The 20,126-nt window shown below is 71.5% G+C and carries 24 protein-coding genes; 12 read left to right on the forward strand and 12 right to left on the reverse strand.

The window, feature by feature from the left end; translation table 11 throughout:
* Window positions 1-105: 105 nt before the first annotated feature.
* The gene (locus ACZ6S4_RS38700; protein ID WP_465479665.1) at window positions 106-1,614 is read left to right on the forward strand and encodes a molybdopterin-dependent oxidoreductase; all 1,509 of its coding nucleotides are present in this window, start codon (window positions 106-108) and stop codon (window positions 1,612-1,614) included.
* A 3-nt stretch (window positions 1,615-1,617) separates the two neighbouring features.
* Here ACZ6S4_RS38700 and ACZ6S4_RS38705 read toward each other — a convergent pair whose 3' ends face one another.
* On the reverse strand, window positions 1,618-1,908 hold the full coding sequence (locus ACZ6S4_RS38705) for a hypothetical protein (protein ID WP_465479666.1): 291 nt from the start codon (window positions 1,906-1,908) through the stop codon (window positions 1,618-1,620).
* A gap of 305 nt (window positions 1,909-2,213) precedes the next feature.
* Between ACZ6S4_RS38705 and ACZ6S4_RS38710 the strand changes: the two genes are divergently transcribed.
* Both ACZ6S4_RS38710 and ACZ6S4_RS38715 read left to right on the forward strand, forming a co-directional pair.
* Window positions 2,214-2,585: a hypothetical protein gene (locus tag ACZ6S4_RS38710; RefSeq protein WP_465479667.1), complete on the forward strand. Its 372-nt coding sequence runs from the start codon at window positions 2,214-2,216 to the stop codon at window positions 2,583-2,585.
* A gap of 371 nt (window positions 2,586-2,956) precedes the next feature.
* Window positions 2,957-3,313, forward strand: coding sequence for an STAS domain-containing protein (locus tag ACZ6S4_RS38715; RefSeq protein ID WP_360813770.1), 357 nt, complete (start codon window positions 2,957-2,959; stop codon window positions 3,311-3,313).
* 99 nt (window positions 3,314-3,412) lie between these two features.
* On the opposite strand, the gene ACZ6S4_RS38720 is transcribed toward ACZ6S4_RS38715, so the two are convergent.
* The 3 genes from ACZ6S4_RS38720 to ACZ6S4_RS38730 all read right to left on the reverse strand — a co-directional run bounded on the left by ACZ6S4_RS38720 (window position 3,413) and on the right by ACZ6S4_RS38730 (window position 6,722).
* Window positions 3,413-5,107, reverse strand: a complete 1,695-nt coding sequence (locus ACZ6S4_RS38720; protein ID WP_465479668.1) for an MDR family MFS transporter — start codon at window positions 5,105-5,107, stop codon at window positions 3,413-3,415.
* Entirely contained in the window at window positions 5,107-5,742 is a 636-nt protein-coding gene (locus ACZ6S4_RS38725) for a TetR/AcrR family transcriptional regulator (protein ID WP_465479669.1), read from the reverse strand. The genes ACZ6S4_RS38720 and ACZ6S4_RS38725 overlap by 1 nt, the downstream gene beginning before the upstream one ends.
* Window positions 5,743-5,816: 74 nt before the next feature.
* Window positions 5,817-6,722, reverse strand: coding sequence for a LysR family transcriptional regulator (locus ACZ6S4_RS38730; protein ID WP_465479670.1), 906 nt, complete (start codon window positions 6,720-6,722; stop codon window positions 5,817-5,819).
* Between the two features lie 72 nt (window positions 6,723-6,794).
* Between ACZ6S4_RS38730 and ACZ6S4_RS38735 the strand changes: the two genes are divergently transcribed.
* Window positions 6,795-7,646: an oxidoreductase gene (locus ACZ6S4_RS38735; protein ID WP_465479671.1), complete on the forward strand. Its 852-nt coding sequence runs from the start codon at window positions 6,795-6,797 to the stop codon at window positions 7,644-7,646.
* A 6-nt stretch (window positions 7,647-7,652) separates the two neighbouring features.
* Complete coding sequence (locus ACZ6S4_RS38740) at window positions 7,653-8,114, forward strand: VanZ family protein (RefSeq protein ID WP_465479672.1); 462 nt, start codon at window positions 7,653-7,655, stop codon at window positions 8,112-8,114.
* Here the strand turns inward: ACZ6S4_RS38740 and ACZ6S4_RS38745 are convergent.
* Window positions 8,029-8,931 (reverse strand): alpha/beta hydrolase, encoded by a 903-nt coding sequence (locus ACZ6S4_RS38745; RefSeq protein ID WP_465479673.1) that lies wholly within the window; start codon window positions 8,929-8,931, stop codon window positions 8,029-8,031. The genes ACZ6S4_RS38740 and ACZ6S4_RS38745 overlap by 86 nt on opposite strands.
* Window positions 8,932-9,008: 77 nt before the next feature.
* Here ACZ6S4_RS38745 and ACZ6S4_RS38750 point away from each other — a divergent pair, with 77 nt between their 5' ends.
* Window positions 9,009-9,380, forward strand: coding sequence for a winged helix-turn-helix transcriptional regulator (locus ACZ6S4_RS38750; RefSeq protein ID WP_360813780.1), 372 nt, complete (start codon window positions 9,009-9,011; stop codon window positions 9,378-9,380).
* Here ACZ6S4_RS38750 and ACZ6S4_RS38755 read toward each other — a convergent pair.
* The 4 genes from ACZ6S4_RS38755 to ACZ6S4_RS38770 form a co-directional block, all read right to left on the reverse strand.
* A complete protein-coding gene (locus ACZ6S4_RS38755) occupies window positions 9,326-9,982 on the reverse strand; it encodes an NADPH-dependent F420 reductase (protein WP_465479674.1) in 657 nt (218 codons plus the stop codon). The two genes, ACZ6S4_RS38750 and ACZ6S4_RS38755, sit on opposite strands and share 55 nt — an antisense overlap.
* Before the next feature lie 53 nt (window positions 9,983-10,035).
* Window positions 10,036-10,581, reverse strand: coding sequence for a VOC family protein (locus ACZ6S4_RS38760; RefSeq protein ID WP_465479675.1), 546 nt, complete (start codon window positions 10,579-10,581; stop codon window positions 10,036-10,038).
* A 686-nt stretch (window positions 10,582-11,267) separates the two neighbouring features.
* Window positions 11,268-11,546: a DUF3817 domain-containing protein gene (locus ACZ6S4_RS38765; RefSeq protein ID WP_465479676.1), complete on the reverse strand. Its 279-nt coding sequence runs from the start codon at window positions 11,544-11,546 to the stop codon at window positions 11,268-11,270.
* 2 nt (window positions 11,547-11,548) lie between these two features.
* Window positions 11,549-12,151, reverse strand: coding sequence for a hypothetical protein (locus ACZ6S4_RS38770; protein WP_465479677.1), 603 nt, complete (start codon window positions 12,149-12,151; stop codon window positions 11,549-11,551).
* Window positions 12,152-12,246: 95 nt separating this feature from the next.
* Here ACZ6S4_RS38770 and ACZ6S4_RS38775 point away from each other — a divergent pair, with 95 nt between their 5' ends.
* Window positions 12,247-13,194: a GlxA family transcriptional regulator gene (locus tag ACZ6S4_RS38775; RefSeq protein ID WP_465479678.1), complete on the forward strand. Its 948-nt coding sequence runs from the start codon at window positions 12,247-12,249 to the stop codon at window positions 13,192-13,194.
* 10 nt (window positions 13,195-13,204) lie between these two features.
* On the opposite strand, the gene ACZ6S4_RS38780 is transcribed toward ACZ6S4_RS38775, so the two are convergent.
* Window positions 13,205-13,672 carry a hypothetical protein gene (locus ACZ6S4_RS38780; protein ID WP_465479679.1) on the reverse strand — a complete coding sequence of 156 codons (468 nt, stop codon included), beginning with the start codon at window positions 13,670-13,672 and terminating at the stop codon, window positions 13,205-13,207.
* Window positions 13,669-14,055 (reverse strand): winged helix-turn-helix transcriptional regulator, encoded by a 387-nt coding sequence (locus ACZ6S4_RS38785; RefSeq protein ID WP_465479680.1) that lies wholly within the window; start codon window positions 14,053-14,055, stop codon window positions 13,669-13,671. The genes ACZ6S4_RS38780 and ACZ6S4_RS38785 overlap by 4 nt, the downstream gene beginning before the upstream one ends.
* 74 nt (window positions 14,056-14,129) lie before the next feature.
* Here ACZ6S4_RS38785 and ACZ6S4_RS38790 point away from each other — a divergent pair, with 74 nt between their 5' ends.
* The 4 genes from ACZ6S4_RS38790 (at window position 14,130) to ACZ6S4_RS38805 (ending at window position 18,354) form a co-directional block, all read left to right on the forward strand.
* Entirely contained in the window at window positions 14,130-15,125 is a 996-nt protein-coding gene (locus ACZ6S4_RS38790; protein WP_465479681.1) for a zinc-binding alcohol dehydrogenase family protein, read from the forward strand.
* Window positions 15,126-15,158: 33 nt separating this feature from the next.
* Entirely contained in the window at window positions 15,159-16,325 is a 1,167-nt protein-coding gene (locus ACZ6S4_RS38795; protein WP_465479682.1) for a serine hydrolase domain-containing protein, read from the forward strand.
* 60 nt (window positions 16,326-16,385) lie between these two features.
* Window positions 16,386-16,754, forward strand: coding sequence for a nuclear transport factor 2 family protein (locus ACZ6S4_RS38800; RefSeq protein WP_465479683.1), 369 nt, complete (start codon window positions 16,386-16,388; stop codon window positions 16,752-16,754).
* A gap of 163 nt (window positions 16,755-16,917) precedes the next feature.
* Complete coding sequence (locus tag ACZ6S4_RS38805) at window positions 16,918-18,354, forward strand: serine/threonine-protein kinase (RefSeq protein WP_465479684.1); 1,437 nt, start codon at window positions 16,918-16,920, stop codon at window positions 18,352-18,354.
* Window positions 18,355-18,366: 12 nt separating this feature from the next.
* Here ACZ6S4_RS38805 and ACZ6S4_RS38810 read toward each other — a convergent pair whose 3' ends face one another.
* Window positions 18,367-19,149 (reverse strand): helix-turn-helix domain-containing protein, encoded by a 783-nt coding sequence (locus ACZ6S4_RS38810; protein ID WP_465479685.1) that lies wholly within the window; start codon window positions 19,147-19,149, stop codon window positions 18,367-18,369.
* Between the two features lie 63 nt (window positions 19,150-19,212).
* On the opposite strand from ACZ6S4_RS38810, the gene ACZ6S4_RS38815 reads away from it, so the two are divergent.
* Window positions 19,213-20,019, forward strand: coding sequence for an SDR family NAD(P)-dependent oxidoreductase (locus tag ACZ6S4_RS38815; RefSeq protein WP_465479686.1), 807 nt, complete (start codon window positions 19,213-19,215; stop codon window positions 20,017-20,019).
* The last annotated feature ends 107 nt before the right edge of the window (window positions 20,020-20,126 follow it).

Consider the following 20,126-nt stretch of genomic DNA (forward strand, 5'->3'; position numbering starts at 1 on the left):
TTCTCCCTTCTCCCTCCCCCCCCCCCCCCTCTCCCCCCCCCCCCCCCCCTCCCCTCCCCCCCCCCCCCCCCCCCCCCCCCCCCCCCGGCAGGGAAGGAGATCGTCGTGCGCCGTATCGCCTGGCCCGCCCTCATCGGTGTGCTCTCGGCCGCATTCGGGGTCGCCCTCGCGGAAGTGCTCGCGGCTGCGACCCGGCCCCAGGCCGGACCGCTGGTCGCCGTCGGGGGCGCGGTGATCGACGCGGCGCCGACGCCGCTCAAGGAGTTCGCGGTACGCACGCTGGGCACGAACGACAAGCCCGTCCTGCTCGGCACGATCGCCCTGGCCCTGATCCTGTTCACAGCCCTGGTCGGGGTGCTCAGTGTCCGCCGCCGGTGGGTCGCTGTAGCCGGTGCCGCATTGTTCGGCCTGGCCGGCGCGGTCGCCGCGGCACTACGACCCGCCGCGATCGCCTACGACGTGGTGCCGTCCATTGTGGGCGCTGCGGTCGCCGGTGCCACGCTGCTGTTCCTGCTCCACCGCTCGTACCGGACCGATCCGGCGGAGCCCGGCCCGGCCGGTTTCGATCGTCGTGCGTTTCTGCGTACCGCCGCGGTGATCGCCGGCGGCGCCGTTGTCGCGGGAGCCACGTCCGAAGTCGTCAAGCGGGTCCGCGGCGGAGCCGTCACCAGATCCCGTGAGGCCATCGAGCTGCCGGTGGCCGCGAGCCCCGCGAAGCCGCTGCCGGCCGGCACCGCCCCGGGCTTCGTGACCGCCAACGCGGACTTCTACCGGGTCGACACCGCTCTGACCGTGCCCTCCATCGACGTCGAGACCTGGCGCCTGCGCATCCACGGGATGGTCGAGCGGGAGGTCGAGCTGTCCTTCGACGACCTGCTGAAGCGGCCGCTGATCGAGCGGGACGTCACCCTGAACTGCGTGTCGAACGAGGTGGGTGGGCCGTACATCGGCACTGCCCGATGGCTCGGTGTCCCGCTCGCCCCGCTGCTGCGGGAGCTGGGGGTCAAGCCGGGAGCCGACCAGGTGGTGGCCCGCTCGGTCGAGGGCATGACCATCGGCACGCCGGTCGAGACGGTCTTCGACGGCCGCGAAACGATGCTCTGCGTCGGGATGAACGGCGAGCCACTGCCCCTGGCGCACGGCTTCCCGGTCCGCATGCTGACCCCCGGCCTGTACGGCTACGCCGGCGCCTGCAAGTGGATGACCGAGCTCGAGCTGACCACCTTCGCCGACTTCGACGCCTACTGGGTGCGCCGGAAGTGGGGTGCCCGCGGCCCGGTCAAGACGGCGTCGCGGATCGACAAGCCGGCGCCGTTCGCCAAGCTGAATGCGGGCAAGCTCACCGTGGCCGGCGTCGCCTGGGCGCAGGGCCGTGGCATCAGAACGGTCGAGGTACGCGTCGACGACCGCCCGTGGGCGAAGGCCGAACTGCTGCCGGTCCCGTCCACGGACACCTGGGTCCAGTGGCGCTACGAGTGGCCCGCCACCGCCGGTCTGCACACTCTCTCCGTCCGGGCCGTGGACGGCACCGGCGCTGTGCAGACCGAGCAGCGGGCGACACCGTTCCCGGACGGTGCGACCGGCTGGCACACCGTCACCGCAACGGTGGAGTGACCGTCAGGGGACCGTACGCTCGATGGCCGCGGCGCCGTCGCGTTCCAGCTCCTGGCGGGCGCGCTCGATGTTCTCCGGCGTCGGGTCCCGGCCCTCGGCCTGCGCCAGGTCGACCGGCTCCCACTCCTGCTCCGCCCCGGTCCGCACCGCCGGCTCCTCGCCGGGCTGCCGGAACTCGGGGTTGTCGGAGTCGGGGCCGCCACCGGTGACGAAGGCGCTCACGGCGACGTCGTCCTCCACGGCGTCCGCGACCTCCTGTGTCTCCTCCAGCGGCTGGCGGTTCTCGTCGGTCATGGCTCCTCCAACGTGGATGCCTCGATACCTCGATCTTCTTCCTACTCCGCCTTACCCGGCTTGCCCAGCGCCCTACCAAGCCGGCTCAGCACCCGTCCGCCCGGCCCGTCGGCCGCATAAATCGGACGATCAAGCACTTCGACCTCCAAGCGAGCGTGATTCGGACAACGGTCGCGCGCATCGGATGGACGGTGTGTAGTGAGCCGAATACATTTCTGCGTTGGCACGTGTATGAGTGTTCCGGCGGGGACCGCTCAGTGCGTGGGCCGCCGGCGGCGACTCGCGGCACGTGGCGCGAGGGGAACGTGACAGATGATGGATCGCTGGGATGTCCAGAGGTGAGCAGCCTGCCGGATGCTGAGCGGGACGCGAGCGAGGTCGTCCAGTTGCTGGCAGGGCTGGCCGCTCTGCTGCGCGGCCGGGAACGCGCGCTCGACGAAGACACCCGCGTGATGCTGAACATGGCGCTGGAGGGCCGGCTCTCCGCAGGGCGTGTGCTGGAGTATCTCCACGCTCTGCAGGGCTCCGGTGACGGGGTGGCCGCTGCGGTGCCACCACGGCTCGGCCCCTGGCGGGACTGGGTGCCGCCGAGGGGAAACCTGCTCGGCGAGAAGGCCGGCGCACCTCGGATAGAGGAGCTGCCCCGCCATCGCCGCCGCCACGACCCCGGCGAATAGCGGAGACCAGCGACCGGCGTCACGCCGAGGCGGAAACCCGGGCGGCCGACCGTCCCGGGTCCGAGTCGGATCATGCCGTGCGCGGCTCTCTCCCCGGCCTCGGCAGGCCCGATCGCGCTCCCGCGCGGGTCCGGTCCGGCCGGCCGGCTCTCGACGCGCGGGCCGTCCGCTGACCGATCCAGCACATTCTGGCCATATGAACTACTCTGGCGTTCCGCGCCTACCTGGCGTAACTTGCAGACCAGCGGACTGTTGTTGGACGCGGTATCCGGTCGGCGCCTGGGTGAGGCGCCGAGCTGCGCAGCTGGTCAGCGCAGAGACCCCCGCGCGGAGGTGGCGTCGTCCGCACGACGCCCAGGAAGAGGGCAGCTGTGTATCTGCCGATCACCACTCGTCAGTTGGCCGATGGCACCGTCGAGATCGCGCCGAGCGGCGAGATCGATCTCGACAACGCGCACGTGATGCGGGACGCGGTCAACGACGTGCTCACCACCTCCACGCCCGGGAAGATCGATCTCGACCTCCAACGGGTGATGTTGATCGACAGCATCGGCATCGGCATTCTCGTGGCCTGCTTCCACGCGGCCGCCGCCAGCGGCGTCAAGCTCGTGGTGAGCCACCCGAGCCCGACGGTCTACCGCCAGCTCTGGATCTCCGGCCTGGTCGGCCTGCTGGGCTGCGCCGAGCCGCCCTCCCCGCGCACCTCGGTGGGCCTGCGCCCCAGCTGACCCGCGTCACCCGATCGAGGGAAATCCGGTCGTCGATTTTCCGGCCGGAACAGAGATGAGGGGGCCCTCGAAAAGGCCCCCTTCACTTCTTCACCCTGTTCAGTGCAGCGGCACGCCTGTGGCTGCTTCCTCCTGCGCGCGGCGCTCGTCACCGCTGAGGGTGTGCAGTGGCTTCTCCTTGACGAAGAGCACTGCGATCACGGCCAGCGCGGCGATCGGGGCGCCGACCAGGAAGAGCTCGGCGGTCGCCTGACCGTAGACGTCGGCGACGATGGCCCGTACCGGGGCCGGCAGCGTCGTCAGGTCGGGCACCGCCGCGGTGCCGTCACCGCCCCCGGCCGCCGCCCCGAAGCGCTCGGTCATGAGCGTGGTGACCCGTCCGGCCAGCACCGCGCCCAGCGCGCTGACCCCGATCGCGCCGCCCATGCTGCGGAAGAACGTCAGCGCGGACGTGGTCGCCCCGAGTTCCTGGGCCGGTACGTCGTTCTGCGCCGCCAGTACCAGGTTCTGCATCAGCATGCCGACGCCGACACCCAGCACGGCCATGTACAGCGACAGCATCAGCACGCTGGTGTGGGCGTCGATCGTGCTCAGCAACAGCATGCCGCCGGTCATCACCACCGCCCCCGCGACCAGATACGCCTTCCACCGGCCGTACTTCGTGATCAGCTGGCCGGCCACCGTCGAGGACACCAACAGCCCGAAGATCATCGGCAGGCTCATCAGGCCGGCCACTGTCGGGGACTTGCCCAGCGAGATCTGGAAGTACTGCGACAGGAAAACCGTGCCACCGAACATCGCCACACCGACGAGCACGCTCGCCACGATGGTGAGCGAGACCGTCCGGTTGCCGAAGATGGACAGCGGGATGATCGGCTCGGCCGCCTTGGACTCGGCCAGGACGGCGAAGCCGAGCAGCACCACGCCGGCCGCCACGAAGGCCGCCGTCTGCCACGAGCCCCAGGCGAAGTGGTTGCCGGCCAGCGTCGACCAGATCAGCAGGTCGCACACGCCCGCCGTGATCAACGCGGCGCCCAGCCAGTCGATGCTGACCGCGCGGCGCACGACCGGCAGGTGCAGCGTGCGCTGCAGCAACAGGATCGCGGCGATCGAGAACGGCACGCCGATGAAGAAGCACCAGCGCCATCCCAGCCAGGAGGTGTCCACCAGCAGACCGCCGATCAGCGGGCCGGCGATGGTCGCGACGCCGAACACCGCGCCGAACATGCCGGAGTAGCGGCCCAGCTCGCGCGGCGGGATCATCGCGGCCATCACGATCATGGCGAGTGCCGTCATGCCGCCCGCGCCGATGCCCTGCACCACCCGGCTGACGATCAGCACTTCGACGTTCGGGGTGAAGCCTGCGATCAGTGAGCCGGCGACGAACAGGCCCAGGGAGAGCTGGATCAGCAGTTTCTTGCTGTAGAGGTCGGCCATCTTGCCCCACAGCGGCACGGTCGCCGTCATGGCCAGCAGCTCGGTGGTGACGATCCAGGTGTAGACGGACTGCGAGCCACCCAGGTCGGCGATGATCCGCGGCAGCGCGTTGGACACGATCGTGGAGGCCAGGATGGACACGAACATGCCGAGCATCAGGCCGGACAGCGCCTGGATGACCTCGCCGTGCGACATCCTGCCCGCTGTTTCGGCGGGCACGGCGTCGTCGAGGACGGCTGCCTCGCCCGCCGTGACGGCGTCGCCGGCCACCGGGATGCCGGCGAGAGCCACCGCATCCTTGGCGACTTCGGCTTCCGTCCGGATTGCGGTCGTGCCGGGTTGCTTCTCGGGCGACATCAGACTTCCTCGTTCGTAGGGTCGGTCAGGCCCGCGGCGAGAATGCCGAAGGCTTCGTGCACCAGGGCGCTCAATGGCCGTATGCCGTCGCCCGCGCACCAGCGCATCATCGCGACGCGGAAGGCGGCCCCGACGGCAGCCGCCACGACCTGCGGGAACGCCGAGCTGGACGGAGTGGCGGTGCGTTCGGCGAGCGCCGCGACGAACTGCTGCTCGGCAACGGCGCCGCGAGCCATCAGGGCCGGCAGCAGCCCCGGATTGTTCTCGATCACCCGCATCCGGATCAACCACAAATCCCGGTCGGCCTGGATCTGCGCGATCGCCGGGCCCAGCGCCCGCAGCAGCGCCTCGATCACCGGCGTCTCCGCCGGCACCGCGGCCAGTCGCTCGCGCATCTCCTCGGGCTCGACCAGCGGATCCCCGATCAGCGCGTCGTCCTTGCCGGCGAAGTAGTTGAAGAACGTGCGCGGGGAGACGTCGACGGCCGCGCTGATCTCCTCGACCGTCACCCGTTCCAGGCCCCGCTCGTCCACCAGGCGCAGGGCCGCGGCGACCAACGCCGCTCGGGTCTGCTGCTTCTTGCGGTCCCGGCGCCCCGGTATCCGCTGCACCGGCAGGGCTTGCGCATCGCTCACCGAGTCAAGGTACGACGTGAATTGCAGTCACTGCAAACTTTTATTGACTGCAGTGATGTCGGTTACGCAAGCGCTCAACCGGCCCGGGTGAGGTCTGTCGAGGCCGCCAGGTCGGTGGCCACCGCCAGCAGGTGGGTCAGCACCGGCCGGTCGGCTCGCGGATGCCACGCGACGACCGTTTCGGCCCGGTCCCCGGCCAGCGACACGAAGACCACTCCGCTGTCCCGCAACGTCCGGGCCGAGCGGGCCAGCCGGGTCACTCCGACGCCGGCCGCGACCAGTCCCAGCAGGCTCGGCACGGTGGCCGACCGCTGCACCACCCGGGGCGTGAAGCCGGCGATCGCGAAGTCCCGGTCGTACTTGGCGTGCCACGGCGGCCACGACTCGCGTGGTGTCAGCACCCACGGATCGTCGGCCAGCTCGCCCAGCTCCACCTCGTCACGGCCGGCCAGGTGGTGCCCGGCCGGCAGCACAGCGCAGACCGGCTCGACGATCAGAGTGCGGGTGACCAGGTCGTCCACCAGCGGCGGCCGGGTGAAGGCGGCGTCGAACCGGCCGTCGCGCAGGCCGGCGACCAGCTCGGCGATGCCGGTGTCGGCGGTTACCAGCTCAACATCCGGATACTGCGCCCGGAACGCCCGTACGACCGGCGGCAGCATGTAGTTCGCCACCGAGGACAGGAACGCCACACTCAGCCGGCCGATCTCACCCCGGGACGCCCGGCCGACCGTCGCCACCGCCTCCTCCGCACGAGCCAGGACGGCGCAGGCCTCGGGTAGGAACAGCCGGCCGACCTCGGTGAGCCGGGTGCCGCGGCTGTCCCGATCGAACAGCCGCGCCCCGAGAATGCGTTCGAGCACGGTAATCTGGGCCGACAGCGACTGCTGGGCGATGTGCAGGTCGGCCGCCGCGCGGGTGAAGCTCAACCGCTCGGCCACCGCGACGAAGTAGCCCAGCTGCCGCAGCTCGGGAGTGGTCACAGTCTCCGACTGTAGCGACGCCAGGAAGTCGATGTTGGCCGCGCCGGACGCGGCACCGGCAGGCTGGCAACCATGGTCGAGACAGACAAGGTATGGCTGATCACCGGCTGCTCCGCGGGCTTCGGCCGGGAACTGGTGCTGGCGGCCCACGCAGCCGGCGACCGGGTGCTCGCGACCGCCCGCCGCCCGGAACAACTCGCGGACCTGGTCGCCGCCGGCGGTGGCCGGATCGCGGCCACAGCCCTGGACGTGACCGATCCGGCGTCGGTCGCGGCGGCGGTCGGTACGGCCCTGGACACCTTCGGGCGCATCGACGTGGTGGTCAACAACGCCGGGCACGGCTCCGTCGGCGCGGTGGAAGAACTCGAGATGGCCGACCTGCGCGCGCTCATGGAGGTCATGTTCTTCGGGGCGGTCGAGGTCACCAAGGCCGTCCTGCCCCACCTGCGGGCCCGGGGCAGCGGCGCGATCGTGCAGATGAGCTCGATGGGCGGGCAGGTCAGCATGCCGGGCTTCGGCGCGTACTGCGCGGCGAAGTTCGCGCTGGAAGGACTGTCCGAGGCTCTCGCCGCCGAGGTGCGGCCACTGGGCATCACGACGCTGATCGTCGAGCCGGGTGCCTTCCGTACCGAATTCGGCGGGGCCCGGATGCACCGGTCGGCCACGATCGACGCGTACCGGGAGTCGACCGGGCCGACCCGGGCGGCCGTCGAGCAGATGGACGGCACCCAGCCCGGCGACCCCGCCAAGGCGGCCCGGGCCGTGGTCACCGTGCTGGGCAGCGACGACCCGCCACTGCGGCTGGCCCTCGGCGCCGACGCGGTCGACCACATCGGCGCGCACCTCGACGCGGTCCGCGCGGATCTCGACAAGTGGGCGGAGCTGAGCCGCTCGACCGCGCTCTCCGGGGTCGCCTACCGTTGACAGATCATGGTGCGGCGGCTGACAGTCACGGTCTTCTTCCTGTACGCCGTGGGCGTCGTCGCCATCACCGTCTTCCCGATCCGGGTACGGTCCGCGGCCTACTGGGCAGGCGAACCTTGGTGGACGATGTTCCACTGGATCCCCGGCGACGTGGACGCGCCCAGCTTCGTGCTCAACGTCATCATGTTCATCCCGCTGGGCGTGCTGCTGCCGCTGCTCCGGCCGTCGCTGGATGCCGTACGCCGGCTCGCCGGGTGCGCGGCCGCGGCCAGTTCGGCCATCGAGCTGATCCAGTTCGTGCTCGGGATGACGCTGGGCAGCCGCCGTACGGTCGATGTCAACGACCTGATCGCCAACACCGCCGGCGCGCTGCTCGGCCTGCTCATCCTGCGGCTGGCCGTGCCGTCGCGGCGGCACCGCGCAGCGTACGGCGCAGGAAGTCCGCCGTCGCCGTCACCGCCCGGCTGACGTGCGGCTCCCGGTCGTAGAGGTCGACGTGCTGCCCGGCGTCCAGCCAGACGATCTCCTTGTCCCCGGGCGTCTCCTCGTACATCCGGGCGGCGAGTTCCGGGCTGCAGTAGTCGTCCTTGCGGCCGTGCACGATCAGCAGTGGCGTCTCGGCCAGCAGCGCCGCCCGGCCCAGCGCGTCGAAGGTCAGCAACGCGTGCAGCGACCCGCGCGTCACCCTGTTCTCCCAGGTGGCGGCGGCGGAACGGGCGGTGCCGTAGTACGACCACGGTTCCGCGCCGGCCATCGCGGCCTCGCCGTCACCCGGTGCCACGGCCGGCAGGTAGTCGTCGTAGGAGTCGATGAAGCCCCGCAGGCCGGCGCGGTAGGCGGCCGGGTCACGGGCGAACCAGGCCGGGCTGTTGTAGGCGCCGGCGATCCCGGCCACGGCGCGTACCCGGGGGTCGGTGGCGGCGGCGCTGACCGCGTACCCGCCGCCCAGACAGATGCCCACCAGGCCGATCCGTTCGGGGTCCACCTCGGAGCGCGCCTGCAGCAAGCTCACCGCCGACCGCAGGTCGGCGAGCTTGCCCTGGGTGTCCTCGTGGCCGCGACGCCCTTCGCTGGCTCCGAACCCGCGGTGGTCGAAAGCCAGCGTGACCAGGCCCGCCCGCGTCAGCCGCTCGGCGTAGAGCCCGGTGACCTGCTCACGCACGCCGGTGAACGGCCCGGTCAGCGCGACCGCCCCGCCGTCGGCGCCGGCGGGGACGCGCAGGGTGCCGCGCAGGGCGAGGCCGTCGCCGGCAAAGGTGATTTCTTCGGTACGGATGTCGTCCACGCCCCGACGCTAGGCTCAGCGCAGGTGGCTGCCCAGAAGGCACTTCACAGTGCCCATCCGGTTCGGGGGTACGGACGATGACGCTGGTGATCCCGGACGTGCTCGAGGAGAGCTGCGCGACGCGGCAGGCGCTCGAACGCCTCGCGGCGAAATGGCGGGTGCTGCTGATCTACGCGCTGCTGGCCGGCCCGCAACGCCCGGCCGCGCTGCGCCGCAGGCTGCCGGGGATCACCCAGAAGGTGCTCACCGAGACGCTGCGGGCGATGGCCGCGGACGGCCTGGTGGAGCGGCGGGTCCTGAAGGAGGAACCGCCGCAGCACGTCGAGTACGCCCTCACGCCGCTGGGCCGCACGCTGGAGGAGCCGCTGGCCGCGATCTGCGGCTGGGCCGCGTCTCAGGCCTCGTTGAGCAGTTCGACCAGCTTGGCGGCGTCCACGTCGGGACCGTAGGCCGGGGTGCCGGGCTGCTGGCGCCACGACTCGTCGAGCCCGCCGATGTCGACGGCGTCGAAGCCGAGCTCGTCGACCAGGTTGAGCACGACGACCTTGGCCCGCTGGTCGTCGCCGGCCACCGGCAGCGCCCGCCGGCCCTCGGTGCCCGGCGGGGTGGGCCGGTCCAGCAGCTGCTGGGCGACGATGTTGTTGAAGACCTTCACGACCGGACGACCGAGCTGCTCACCGACCCACCGCGAGGAGACCGTCCCGTCGTCGATCGGACGGATCTGCCCGTCCCGCTGCGGGTAGTAGTTGTTCGTGTCGATCACGACGACACCCGGCGCGGCGCTGTCGAGCAGCCCCTTGGGCAGCTCGGCGACGGCCTTGAGCGGCACCGCGACGATCACGACGTCGGCGTCCCGCGGGGCGTCGAGGACGTCGACCGGCGTGGCGCCGGTCCGGGCGGCAACTTCATCGAGGGTCTGCGGCCCCCGCGAATTGGCGATGACAACCTGATGGCCGTGCCGGACGAGAAGCTGCGCCAGATTCCCACCGATGTGCCCGGCGCCGATGATCCCGATCTTCATGTCGATCCTCCGTCTCTCCGCCGATGACAATGCCCGAGGACGCCACCGTCATCCCGGACGTGTCGCACGCCATGCCGGCAACGTCAGACCATGAGCTCCGGCTCCACCTGATGAATCTTGATCGGCATCCCGTCCGGCGTCTCGACATGCAACCGCACCCCGAGATCCCGATCGACGGCAACCTCGACAACGGTGACACCCTGCGCCCGGAGCAGCTGCTCAAGCCGGTCGAGCGGCATCGTGGCGGTGAAGTTGAGCTCAACGGTGGACTCGCCGCGCGAGGCATCCGGAGGGCGGGTGACCAGGCCGATCTGGGCGGTGCCGACCTGCATGAGGACCCACTCGCCGTCCCGGTCGCCGTGGTTGATCTCGCCGCCGAGCTTCTCGTAGAAGGCGACTGCTGAGGGCATGTCGTCGACGTGGACCATCGGCTGGAGTTGCAGTCCGGGGAGCAGGGGGCGGACCTTGGCGACGCCTACGGTCTCGGGGCGGCGGCCGGTGGGCGGGGAGAAGGACCGCTGGTTGCCGGCGTTGGCAAGCAGGTTGGGCAGGGCGGCCGCGGGCGACGAGTTCTGCGGCTCCGACCGGCGCGGATCAGCCCTGGGGGTGTCGGCGGGGGTGTCGCCCATGTCGGGCTCGTGGGGGTGGGCGGGCGTGCCGGAAGGAGCGTCCTGCTGTGCGGCTTGGGGGTAGGGATGGGCCGTCGGCACGGCGGTGTTCTCCGTCGGCGGGGTGCGCCTGGGGCTTGGCATCGGGCGACCGGACGTCCGGACAAATCGGGGGCCGCTGTTTGCGGGCGAGTCACCCTCGACCGTTCCGGCCGCGGGATCCGGTCCGGGCGTCCTGAGCGCGCTGGTCGCGCCGACGGCCCCCGCCGTTCCGGCCGGACCGGCGGCTCTCCCCACTCCCTCCGCTCCGGTGGCGCCGCCGGCTCCAGGCGCCGGTCGTTCGAGCGTGCTTGCGTGCTGGCCGGCGGCCGGGTGCCCGGTCTCGGCAGAGGGCTGGCCGTGCTCCGGACAGCCAGCTGCGGGAGCGGGAGCCGGATGATCACCCAGGGCGTCAGGCGCCGGATGCTGCATGAACGGGGCGGCGATCGGCCGTGGGTCGGACGGGTCGCCCGCGGGTGGCCGCCGGGGGCCGGGTGGCGTGGGTACGGTCGGTGGGCGTGCCGGGGTGGCCTGGTGGTCCCGGGGGTTCGCCGGCTTCCTGCCGCCGGGCGGGACCGGTCGTTGCTTGGCCATGGCGGGCTCCTGTCGCGCGGGCTCTCGGCGCCGGCGAGGTACCGGCCGCCGAAAGGTTCAACGACCCGTCGCGCTCATCGATACATCTCCACCCCCGCCGCCGGTGCCGGACCGCGCCGCAGCCGGCGGATCACGAGCAGGCCGCCGATGCCCGGCACGGCTGCCAGGAGACGGGTACGCAGGTCCCCGGTCACCTGAACGGTCGCCCCGATCACGAACAAATAGGCACAGCCGTGCACCGGCCCGAGCAGCGACGCGACGGGCGCCCAGTGCACGGTCGCGAGGTTGGCCAGCAGCAGGATCAGACTGGTCAGCTCGACCAGCGCCGCGATCCGCAACAGTCGGTACGCCACGGTCAGACCCCCGTCGTGGAGCCGGGCCGGACGATCATCAGCACGACGACCACCGCCCACAGCAGGTTGAAGATTCCGGTGACCATGCCGAGCCGGGCCGCGAGGCGCCGGCCGGTCGTTTCGCCAGCCGAGTGCGGGGCTGTCTCCACCGTGTCGCCCGGCGGCGAGGCCGCTGCGGAACCCGGCGAGAAAGCAGGTGCGTCACCCGGTGGGGAGGCCGATGCGGAACCCGGCGAAAAAGCCGGTGCGATGACCGGTGGCGAGACCGGCAGTGACCGCAGCACGGCAGCCTGACCAGGCAGGACAAAGAAGATCAGCATTGCTGCCGCAGCGGCGGTCAGGATGATCGAGATGATCAGCCAGGCGTCACCCAGCACTCCCAGGTTGCTCGCCGTAGCCAGGCCGAACACCGGGACCAGCACGCCCAGCGTCGCGTAGACCCGGCAGATCCGGTGCAGGTTGTGCAGGACCGCCACGCCACGCGGATCAGTCGGCTCCGCCGAAGCGCGCCGGGTCGCCGCCGGGAACATGCTGGCCGCCACAGTCACCGGCCCGATGGCGATGATCGCGACCAGGACGTGGATCGAGAGAAGCAGTTTTGTCACGGTCGATCACGCTATGCAGGCCGCCGTACGGCCGACAGTGGCTGGAACGCCACATGCCAACGGATTCCCGCCACGACTGGGTTAGGCTCCCCGCCATGCACATCGTGGCCGTACTCGCACTCGACGGCGTCGTCGCCTTCGACCTCTCGACGCCTCTGGAGGTTTTCGCCCGCACCCGCCTCGCCGGGGGAGAGCCCGCCTATGACGTGCGCGTCTGTGCCCCCACGCCCGAGGTCGACGCCGGCGCCTTCGTGTTGCGGGCACCCTGGGGGCTGGAGGCGCTGGACACGGCCGACACGATCATCCTGCCGGGGCTCGTTGAGCTGGCTGCCGCCGTACCGGAAGAGGTTCTGGCGCGGCTGCGTGCGGCCGCGGCCCGTGGCACCCGGATCGCCTCGATCTGTGCCGGCGCGTTTGTCCTCGCCGCGACCGGGCTGCTCGACGGGCGGCGCGCGACCACCCACTGGCTGGCCGCCGCCCAGCTCGCCGAGCGCTTTCCGGCGGTTGATGTCGACCCGGACGTGCTCTACGTCGACGAGGGGCAGCTGCTGACCTCGGCCGGGGCAGCCGCCGGGCTCGACCTCTGCCTGCACCTGATCCGGCGGGACCACGGCTCCGCGGTCGCGGCCGACGCGGCCCGGCTCTCCGTCATGCCGCTGGAACGTGACGGCGGCCAGGCGCAGTTCATCGTGCCGGAGCGGCCGCCGGCGCCGCGGGGCTCCATCATGGAACCGCTGCTGCGCTGGCTCGACGAGAACGCCGGCCGGGAGCTGACCATGGCCGAGATCGCCGCGCACGCCGGCATGAGCACACGCACGCTCAACCGCCGGTTCCGCGAGCAGACCGGGACGACGCCGTTGCAGTGGCTGCACCGGGCCCGGGTGCGTCAGGCGCAGCACCTGCTGGAGACCACCGCCGAGGGCGTGGACCGGATCGGCGCGCGGGTCGGTTTCGGCTCACCCACCGCCTTCCGGGAACGCTTCAAGCGCATCGTCGGCACCAGCCCGCACGCCTACCGCCACGCGTTCCGTTCGGCTGCGTGAAAGCCCCGTCCTAATCGTTGAGCTGGGCTCTTTCGATCTCGCCCAGGGCCAGCGTGATCACTTCCGCCAGCGGTCGCGGCCCGAGCAGGTGAGCGATCAGCAGCGCCGAATGCCGGGCCAGCGCGTCGGCTTTCGGGGCGGGATCCTCGTCGTCGTGCACGCCCAGCGCGCCCGCCAGCAGGACCAGCATCACGCGCGGGTCCACCTCCGGCTGCCAGATCGCCGCCGCCCGGACGCTCTGCTCCAGGACGGCGCGGATGTCGTCGCCGTCCAGGCCGTCCGGGTGGGTCAGCTCCAGCAGCAGGCGCACCGTCGTGCCCAGGATCAGGCCGGTCTGGGCCTGGTCGAGCGCGGCCAGCTCATGGACTGCCGAGGTCAGCGCCTCGGCGTCGTGGTCCCGGGCGGCCACGACCGCGGCGTCGGCGGCCGCGGCGATCGGCCGTGCGGGTGCGGGCAGGTGCCGCCACTGGTTGGTCACGCTCCGACGCTAGCGGTCGGGTCCGACAGAACCGGGCCGGGGAAGCGGTCGATGTTGTCGACCACCCAGCGGCGCAGCAGCGCCAGCGGCTCACAGGCGTCCTGGCCCAGCGGGGTCAGCGAGTATTCGACGTGCAGCGGCACCGCGGGATACACCGTACGGTCGACCAGGCCGTGCTCCTCCAGCCGGCGCAGTGTGGCGGTGAGCACTTTCGGGCTCACGCCTTCCAGCTTCGCGCGGATGACGCCGAAGCGGCGCGGACCGTCCTCCAGGGCGCCCAGGGCCAGGGCGCTCCACTTGTTGGCCAGCAGATCCAGCATGTCCCGGCACGGGCAAGCCGCCGCGTAGACGTCGTGCGGCTTGCCGCAGGAGGTGGTCGCCATCGGGCCATCGTAGTTCCCTTTGGATACCAGTAACCGTTGACGGTAACCAGGACCACCGGCATAGCTTCGCGGGCATGGCTGATCTCATGCGCGCGGTGGGCTACCGCAAGAATCTCCCGATCTCCGACCCGGCGAGCCTGCTCGACCTGGAGCTGCCCGTGCCGGTCCCCGGCGAGCACGACCTGCTGGTCCGGGTCGAGGCCGTCTCGGTCAACCCCGTCGACGTCAAGGTCCGGGCGAGCAGCGATCCGGGCGGAGAGCCCAAGATCCTGGGGTACGACGCGAGCGGCGTCGTGGTCGCGGTGGGCAGCGCGGTCACTCTCTTCCAGCCGGGCGATGAGGTCTGGTACGCCGGTTCGATCGCCCGCCCCGGCACGGACGCGCAGTTCCACCTGGTCGACGAGCGGATCACCGGCCCCAAGCCGGCGTCGCTGGACTTCGCCGCGGCCGCCGCCCTGCCACTGACCACCCTGACCGCCTGGGAGGCCCTCTTCGACCGGCTCCGCCTCACCGCCGGCAGCACGGGCACCCTGCTGGTCCTGGGCGCGGCCGGCGGCGTCGGCTCGATCCTGGTCCAGCTCGCCCGCCGGCTGACCGACCTGGAGGTCATCGGCACGGCGTCGCGTCCGGAGTCGCGGCAGTACGTCCTCGATCGCGGCGCGCACCGGGTGGTCAACCACCACGAGGACCTCGCGGCCGCCCTGCCCGACGGTGTCGACTACGTCTTCTCCCCGCACTCCAAGGGCATGATCGACACGTTCGCCCAGATCGTCCGGCCGTACGGCGCGGTGGTCGCCATCGACGAGCCGGCCGGGCTGGATCTGCGGCCGCTGAAGTCCAAGAGCATCGCCTGGCACTGGGAGCTCATGTTCACCCGGGCCCTCTTCGACCCGGAGAGCACCGCGCAGCACGACATCCTCCGGCAGGCCGCCGAACTGGTCGACAAGGGTGTGCTGCACACCACCCTGACCGAGCGGATCGACGGCATCACCGCCGAGCACCTGCGACGGGCCCACGGGATCGTGGAACGCGGCTCGGCTATCGGCAAGACGGTCCTCGCCGGGTTCTGATTTCTGTCGGTGCCGGATGGCAGGGTGGTCGTCATGCAGACCTCCAAGATGCGGCAAGCGATGGCGGCACGCGTCGAGCGTGGCGAGTTCCCCGGGATCGTCACGCTCGTCGCGCGCGGCGACGACGTCCGGGTCGAGACGATCGGCTCGACGGCGTTCGACGGTGGCGTGCCGATGCGCCGCGACACCGTGTTCCGGATCGCCTCGATGACCAAGCCGGTGCTCGCCGCCGCCACGATGATCCTGGTCGAGGACGACGTCATCGACCTTGAGGAGCCGATCCACAAGCTGCTGCCCGAGCTGGCCGGCCAGCGGGTGCTGGCCCGGGTCGACGGCCCGCTGGAGGAGACCGTCCCGGCGCACCGCCCGGTGACGGTGGAGGACCTGCTGTCCTTCCGCAACGGCTTCGGCACCCTCATCGAGCCCACGTTCGACCCGCCGTTCCCGATCGTCCGGGCCGCGGCCGAGCTGGCGCTCGAGCTCGGCCCACCGACTCCGCGGACGCCGCACGACCCCGACGAGTGGATCCGGCGCTTCGCCACGCTTCCACTGATGTATCAACCCGGCGAACGCTGGCAGTACAACGTCGGCACCCTGGTCCTCGGTGTGCTGCTCGCCCGGGCCGCCCGGCAGCCGCTCGGCGACCTGCTGCGCGAGCGTCTGTTCGAGCCGCTGGGCATGACCGGGACGGGCTTCTGGCTGCCGGCCGAGCGGGCCGCCGAGCTCCCGGCCCACTACCTGACCGATTCCGCGACCGACCAGCTCACCGAGCAGCTGACCAGCCCACCCGAGCTGTGGAGCAGCCCGCCGGTCTTCCCGTCCGGCTCCGGTGGCCTGGTGTCCACGGTGGACGAGTTCCTCTCGTTCGCCCGCATGCTGCGGCACCGCGGCGTGCACGGCGGCACCCGGCTGCTGTCCGAGCAGTCCGTCGAGCTCATGACCACCAACCGGTTGACGCCGGAGCAGATCACCAGCGGCGGCATGCTCCTGTCCGGCAGTGGCTGGGGCCTCGGCATGGCCGTGATCGTCACGCCGAAGGCGCCGGCCACCAGCCCGGGGCAGTACGGCTGGTCCGGCGGCTACGGCACGACCTGGTTCAACGACCCGCACGAGGACCTGACCGCCATCGCGATGACCCAGGTCAGTGACTTCCTGTGGAGCGGCGCCCTCGATGAGTTCCGGCAGGCGGCATATTCGTGAGCGCCACCGGCCGGCCGGCTCGGTAGGCTGACCTGCGGCGTTCCCACGGAAGGGGAGACGATGACCAGCCTCGACGCTGTCACTGCCTGGGTGCACAACTATCGGCGGGCCTGGGAGTCCAACGATCCCGGCGACATCGGCGGGCTGTTCACCGACGACGCGGCGTATTTCACGGAGCCGTACGCGAAGCCCTGGCTCGGCCGCGACGAGATCGTGGCGCAGTGGCTGCGGGCCCGCGACGAGCCCGGCACCACGACCTTCGAGTGGCACCCGCTCATCGTCACCGACGACCTGGCGATCATCGAGGCCACCACGGTCTACCGGGAGCCGGCCAGGACCTACAGCAACATGTGGGTGCTGCGGCTGGACAATCAGGGTCAGGCCCGGCAGTTCACCGAGTGGTGGATGAAGCACCCCCAGGCGGAATGACGCTCAACGGCCCGGGGGTTTTCTCCTCATCTGCAAGATCTCCCCGTGATGAGCCGCTCACTTTCCGATTTGGGTGCTCTGGTCGCTGTCTCGGGTGAAGGTGAGCCGCCTTCGCCGGCGCCGTACGGTGCGTACCCGCGTCATTGCAGGCAGACTGCCTCGGATGGAGGTGCAGCAGAAGATTCTCGGTGGCCGCTACACGCTGCTGCACGAGCTCGGCCGGGGCGGCATGGCGGTCGTCTGGCGTGGCCGCGACGAGGTGCTCGGCCGCTCGGTCGCGGTCAAGGTGCTCGCCGCCCGGTACGCCGGGAACCCGCAGCTACGGGCCCGGATCCGCGACGAGGCCCGGGCCGCCGCGACGTTGTCGCACCCCAACATCGCCCAGGTGTACGACTTCGGCGAGTCCGACGAGCGCGGCGTGCCCGTCCCGTACGTGGTCATGGAGCTGATCCACGGCAGCACGCTGCACCAGCGGATGAAGGCCGGGCCGATCCCGCCCGGGCAGATCTTCCGGATCTGCGGCCAGGTCGCGGCGGCGCTCGCCGCGGCCCACGCCGACGGTCTGGTGCACCGCGACATCAAGCCGGGCAACGTCATGGTGACCGAGGAGGGCGCCAAGGTCGTCGACTTCGGCCTGGCCGCGGCGGCCGGACCGGCCGATCCGGACGACGAGGTGTTCGGCACGCCCGCCTACCTGGCGCCGGAGCGGCTGACCGGCGGCCCGGTGGAGCCGGCCTCGGACGTGTACGCCCTGGGCGTGCTCATGTACAGGTTGCTGGCCGGCGAGCCCCCGTGGACCGTCGAGAGCACGACGCAGATGCTGACCGCGCACGTCTACGTCGAGCCGACACCGCTGCCGCCGTTGTCAGCGGTTCCGCCGCAGGTCACGGAGCTGGTGAACCAGTGCCTGCGCAAGGAACCGGCGCAACGCCCGAGCGCGGCGCAGGTGGCCACAGTCCTGACCCGGGCCGCTCTCCTGGCACCGCTGCCGTCGCCTTCGCCTGCCCCCGAAACGCCTGTCGTCGGGCGGCCTCGCAAACGCCTGATCCTCGGCGGTGTCGCGGCTGCCGGGGTGGCGGCCGTCCTGTTGTGGCTGGTCCTGCCCGGCGGTGCCAAGAGTGACGCCGAGGTCGCGGCGTCCCCGCAGCCGTCGGTCTCCGGACGGTTCGGCACCGGCGCTGCTCCCGGCGAGCCCGGTACGGCCGCGCCCCGGCCGGGGACGGTGGCAACGCCCAGCGGCCAGCCCCGCCCTACCTCATCGGCGGCGCCTTCGGTTGCTGTTGTCGTGCCGCCCGCGGAGACCGGCGAGCCCTCCGCACCCGTGACGTCGTCGAGTCCGGCGGCCGAACCGACTACGGCGCAGCCGATCACCGACGTACGGACATTCGAGTCCCGCGGCGGCACGATCGAGGCGCGGTGCGACGCCAAGGGCCGGGCGGAGCTGACCTCCTGGACGCCGAAGGACCCGTATGAGGTGCAGCGGGTCAACGAGGGGCCGGCCCTCACCGCGGTGATCGCCTTCCGGAACGGCACAAGCCGCATCCGCATGACGGTGACGTGCGTGGGAGGCACGCCGACCGTCGTCAGCCTGCCGTTGTAAACACCGCCGCCGCTATGCCAGTCGGGCGAGTGCCGCCGCCGACATGCTGCCCGGCTCGGCCTGGTAGGCGATGATCACCTGGTCCTCGGCGCCGGCCACGACCAGGGCCTGCCGCCGCAACGTGAGCGGACCGACCACCGGATGGTGGAAATGCTTGGTCTCGTCCCGCGCCGGCCGCACATCGTGCCGCGCCCACCACCGCCGGAAATCGACATCCCGATCCAGCTCCGCAACCAGCGCCACCACCTCCGGATCCCCAGCGTCGGCACCGGCCCGCAACGCCGCAACGGTCTGCGCCGCGATCACCTCCCACTCCGGGAAGAGCTTGCGCACACTCGGGTCCAGGAACATGTCCCGCGCGAGGTTGCGCCCCGCTGAGTACATCGGCGACAGCGCCGCGGCCAGCCGATTACCGGCCAGCACGTCCAGGCGCGGACCACGGACATACGCCGGGATGCCGGCCCAGTCGTCGAGCAGCCGTTGCACCGCGGGTTCGAGCGGACGCCGCTCCGCACGAACGGGCGGCTGCGCCAGCGCGTGCAGGTGGGCGGTCGTGTCCGCGTCCAGCCGCAGGGCGCGGGCCAGTGCGTCCAGGACCTGCGGCGACGGGTGCCGGTCGCGGCCCTGTTCGAGCCGCATCAGGTAGTGGGTGCTCACTCCGGCAAGCCGCGCGAGCTCGTCGCGCCGCAGCCCGGCGACGCGTCTGCGGCCGTACGGGATGAGCCCGACGTCCTGTGGCAGCAGCAGCGCCCGGCGCGCTTGCAGGAACTCCCCGAGCGGGTTGCCGTCCACCATCGCTGCAGGGTAGCCCGGCCACGGTACTGGCTACCGCCACCCGCCGGAGCGAGCGTGGAGGTCATGAAGACATGGTTCATCACCGGTGCGGCCCGCGGCCTCGGCAACGTCTGGGCGACCGCGGCCCTCAGCCGCGGCGACCGCGTCGCCGCGACGGCCCGGCACCCCCAAGATCTCAAACCCCTGACCGACGCGTACGGCGACAGCGTCCTCCCGCTCGCCCTCGACGTCACCGACCGCCCAGCGGCGTTCGCGGCCGTCGAGCAGGCGGCCCGGCACTTCGGCCGCCTCGACGTCGCGGTCAACAACGCCGGCTACGGACTGTTCGGCATGGTGGAGGAGGCCACCGAGGAGCAGGCCCGCGCGCAGCTGGAGACCAACCTGTTCGGGGCGCTGTGGGTGACCCAGGCGGTGCTGCCGATCATGCGCGCCCAGGCGGCCGGCCACATCCTGCAGGTGTCGAGCATCGGCGGCGTCGCGGCGTTCCCGACGCTGGGCCTTTACCACGCGTCGAAGTGGGCGCTGGAGGGACTGAGTGAGTCGCTGGCCCAGGAGGTCGCACTGCTGGGCGTCAAGGTCACGATCGTGGAGCCGGGCCCGTACGGCACCGACTGGTCCGGCGCATCAGCTGTGCACACCGAGCCGATCGCCGCGTACGAGCCGATCCGGGAGGCGCGCCGGGCGGGGGCGGCCAACCGGGCGTCGAACGATCCCGCTTCGACCGCCGCGGCGATCTTGAACCTGGTCGACGCGCCGGAGCCGCCGTTGCGCCTGTTCCTGGGCTCGTTCCCGTACGCGGTGGCCGAGCGTGTGTACCGCGATCGGCTCGCCACCTGGGAGGCCTGGCGGGCGGTGGCGGAGACCGCCTGATCTCCACGCTGTGCCGATCGGCCCGTCCGGCTCTGCCGGGCGGGCCGATGTCGTATGTGTTTCCGGGCGTTGACGAACCAGTGACGCATCTGCAACATTGAATGCCC

This window comes from Actinoplanes sp. NPDC051405 (assembly GCF_055586185.1).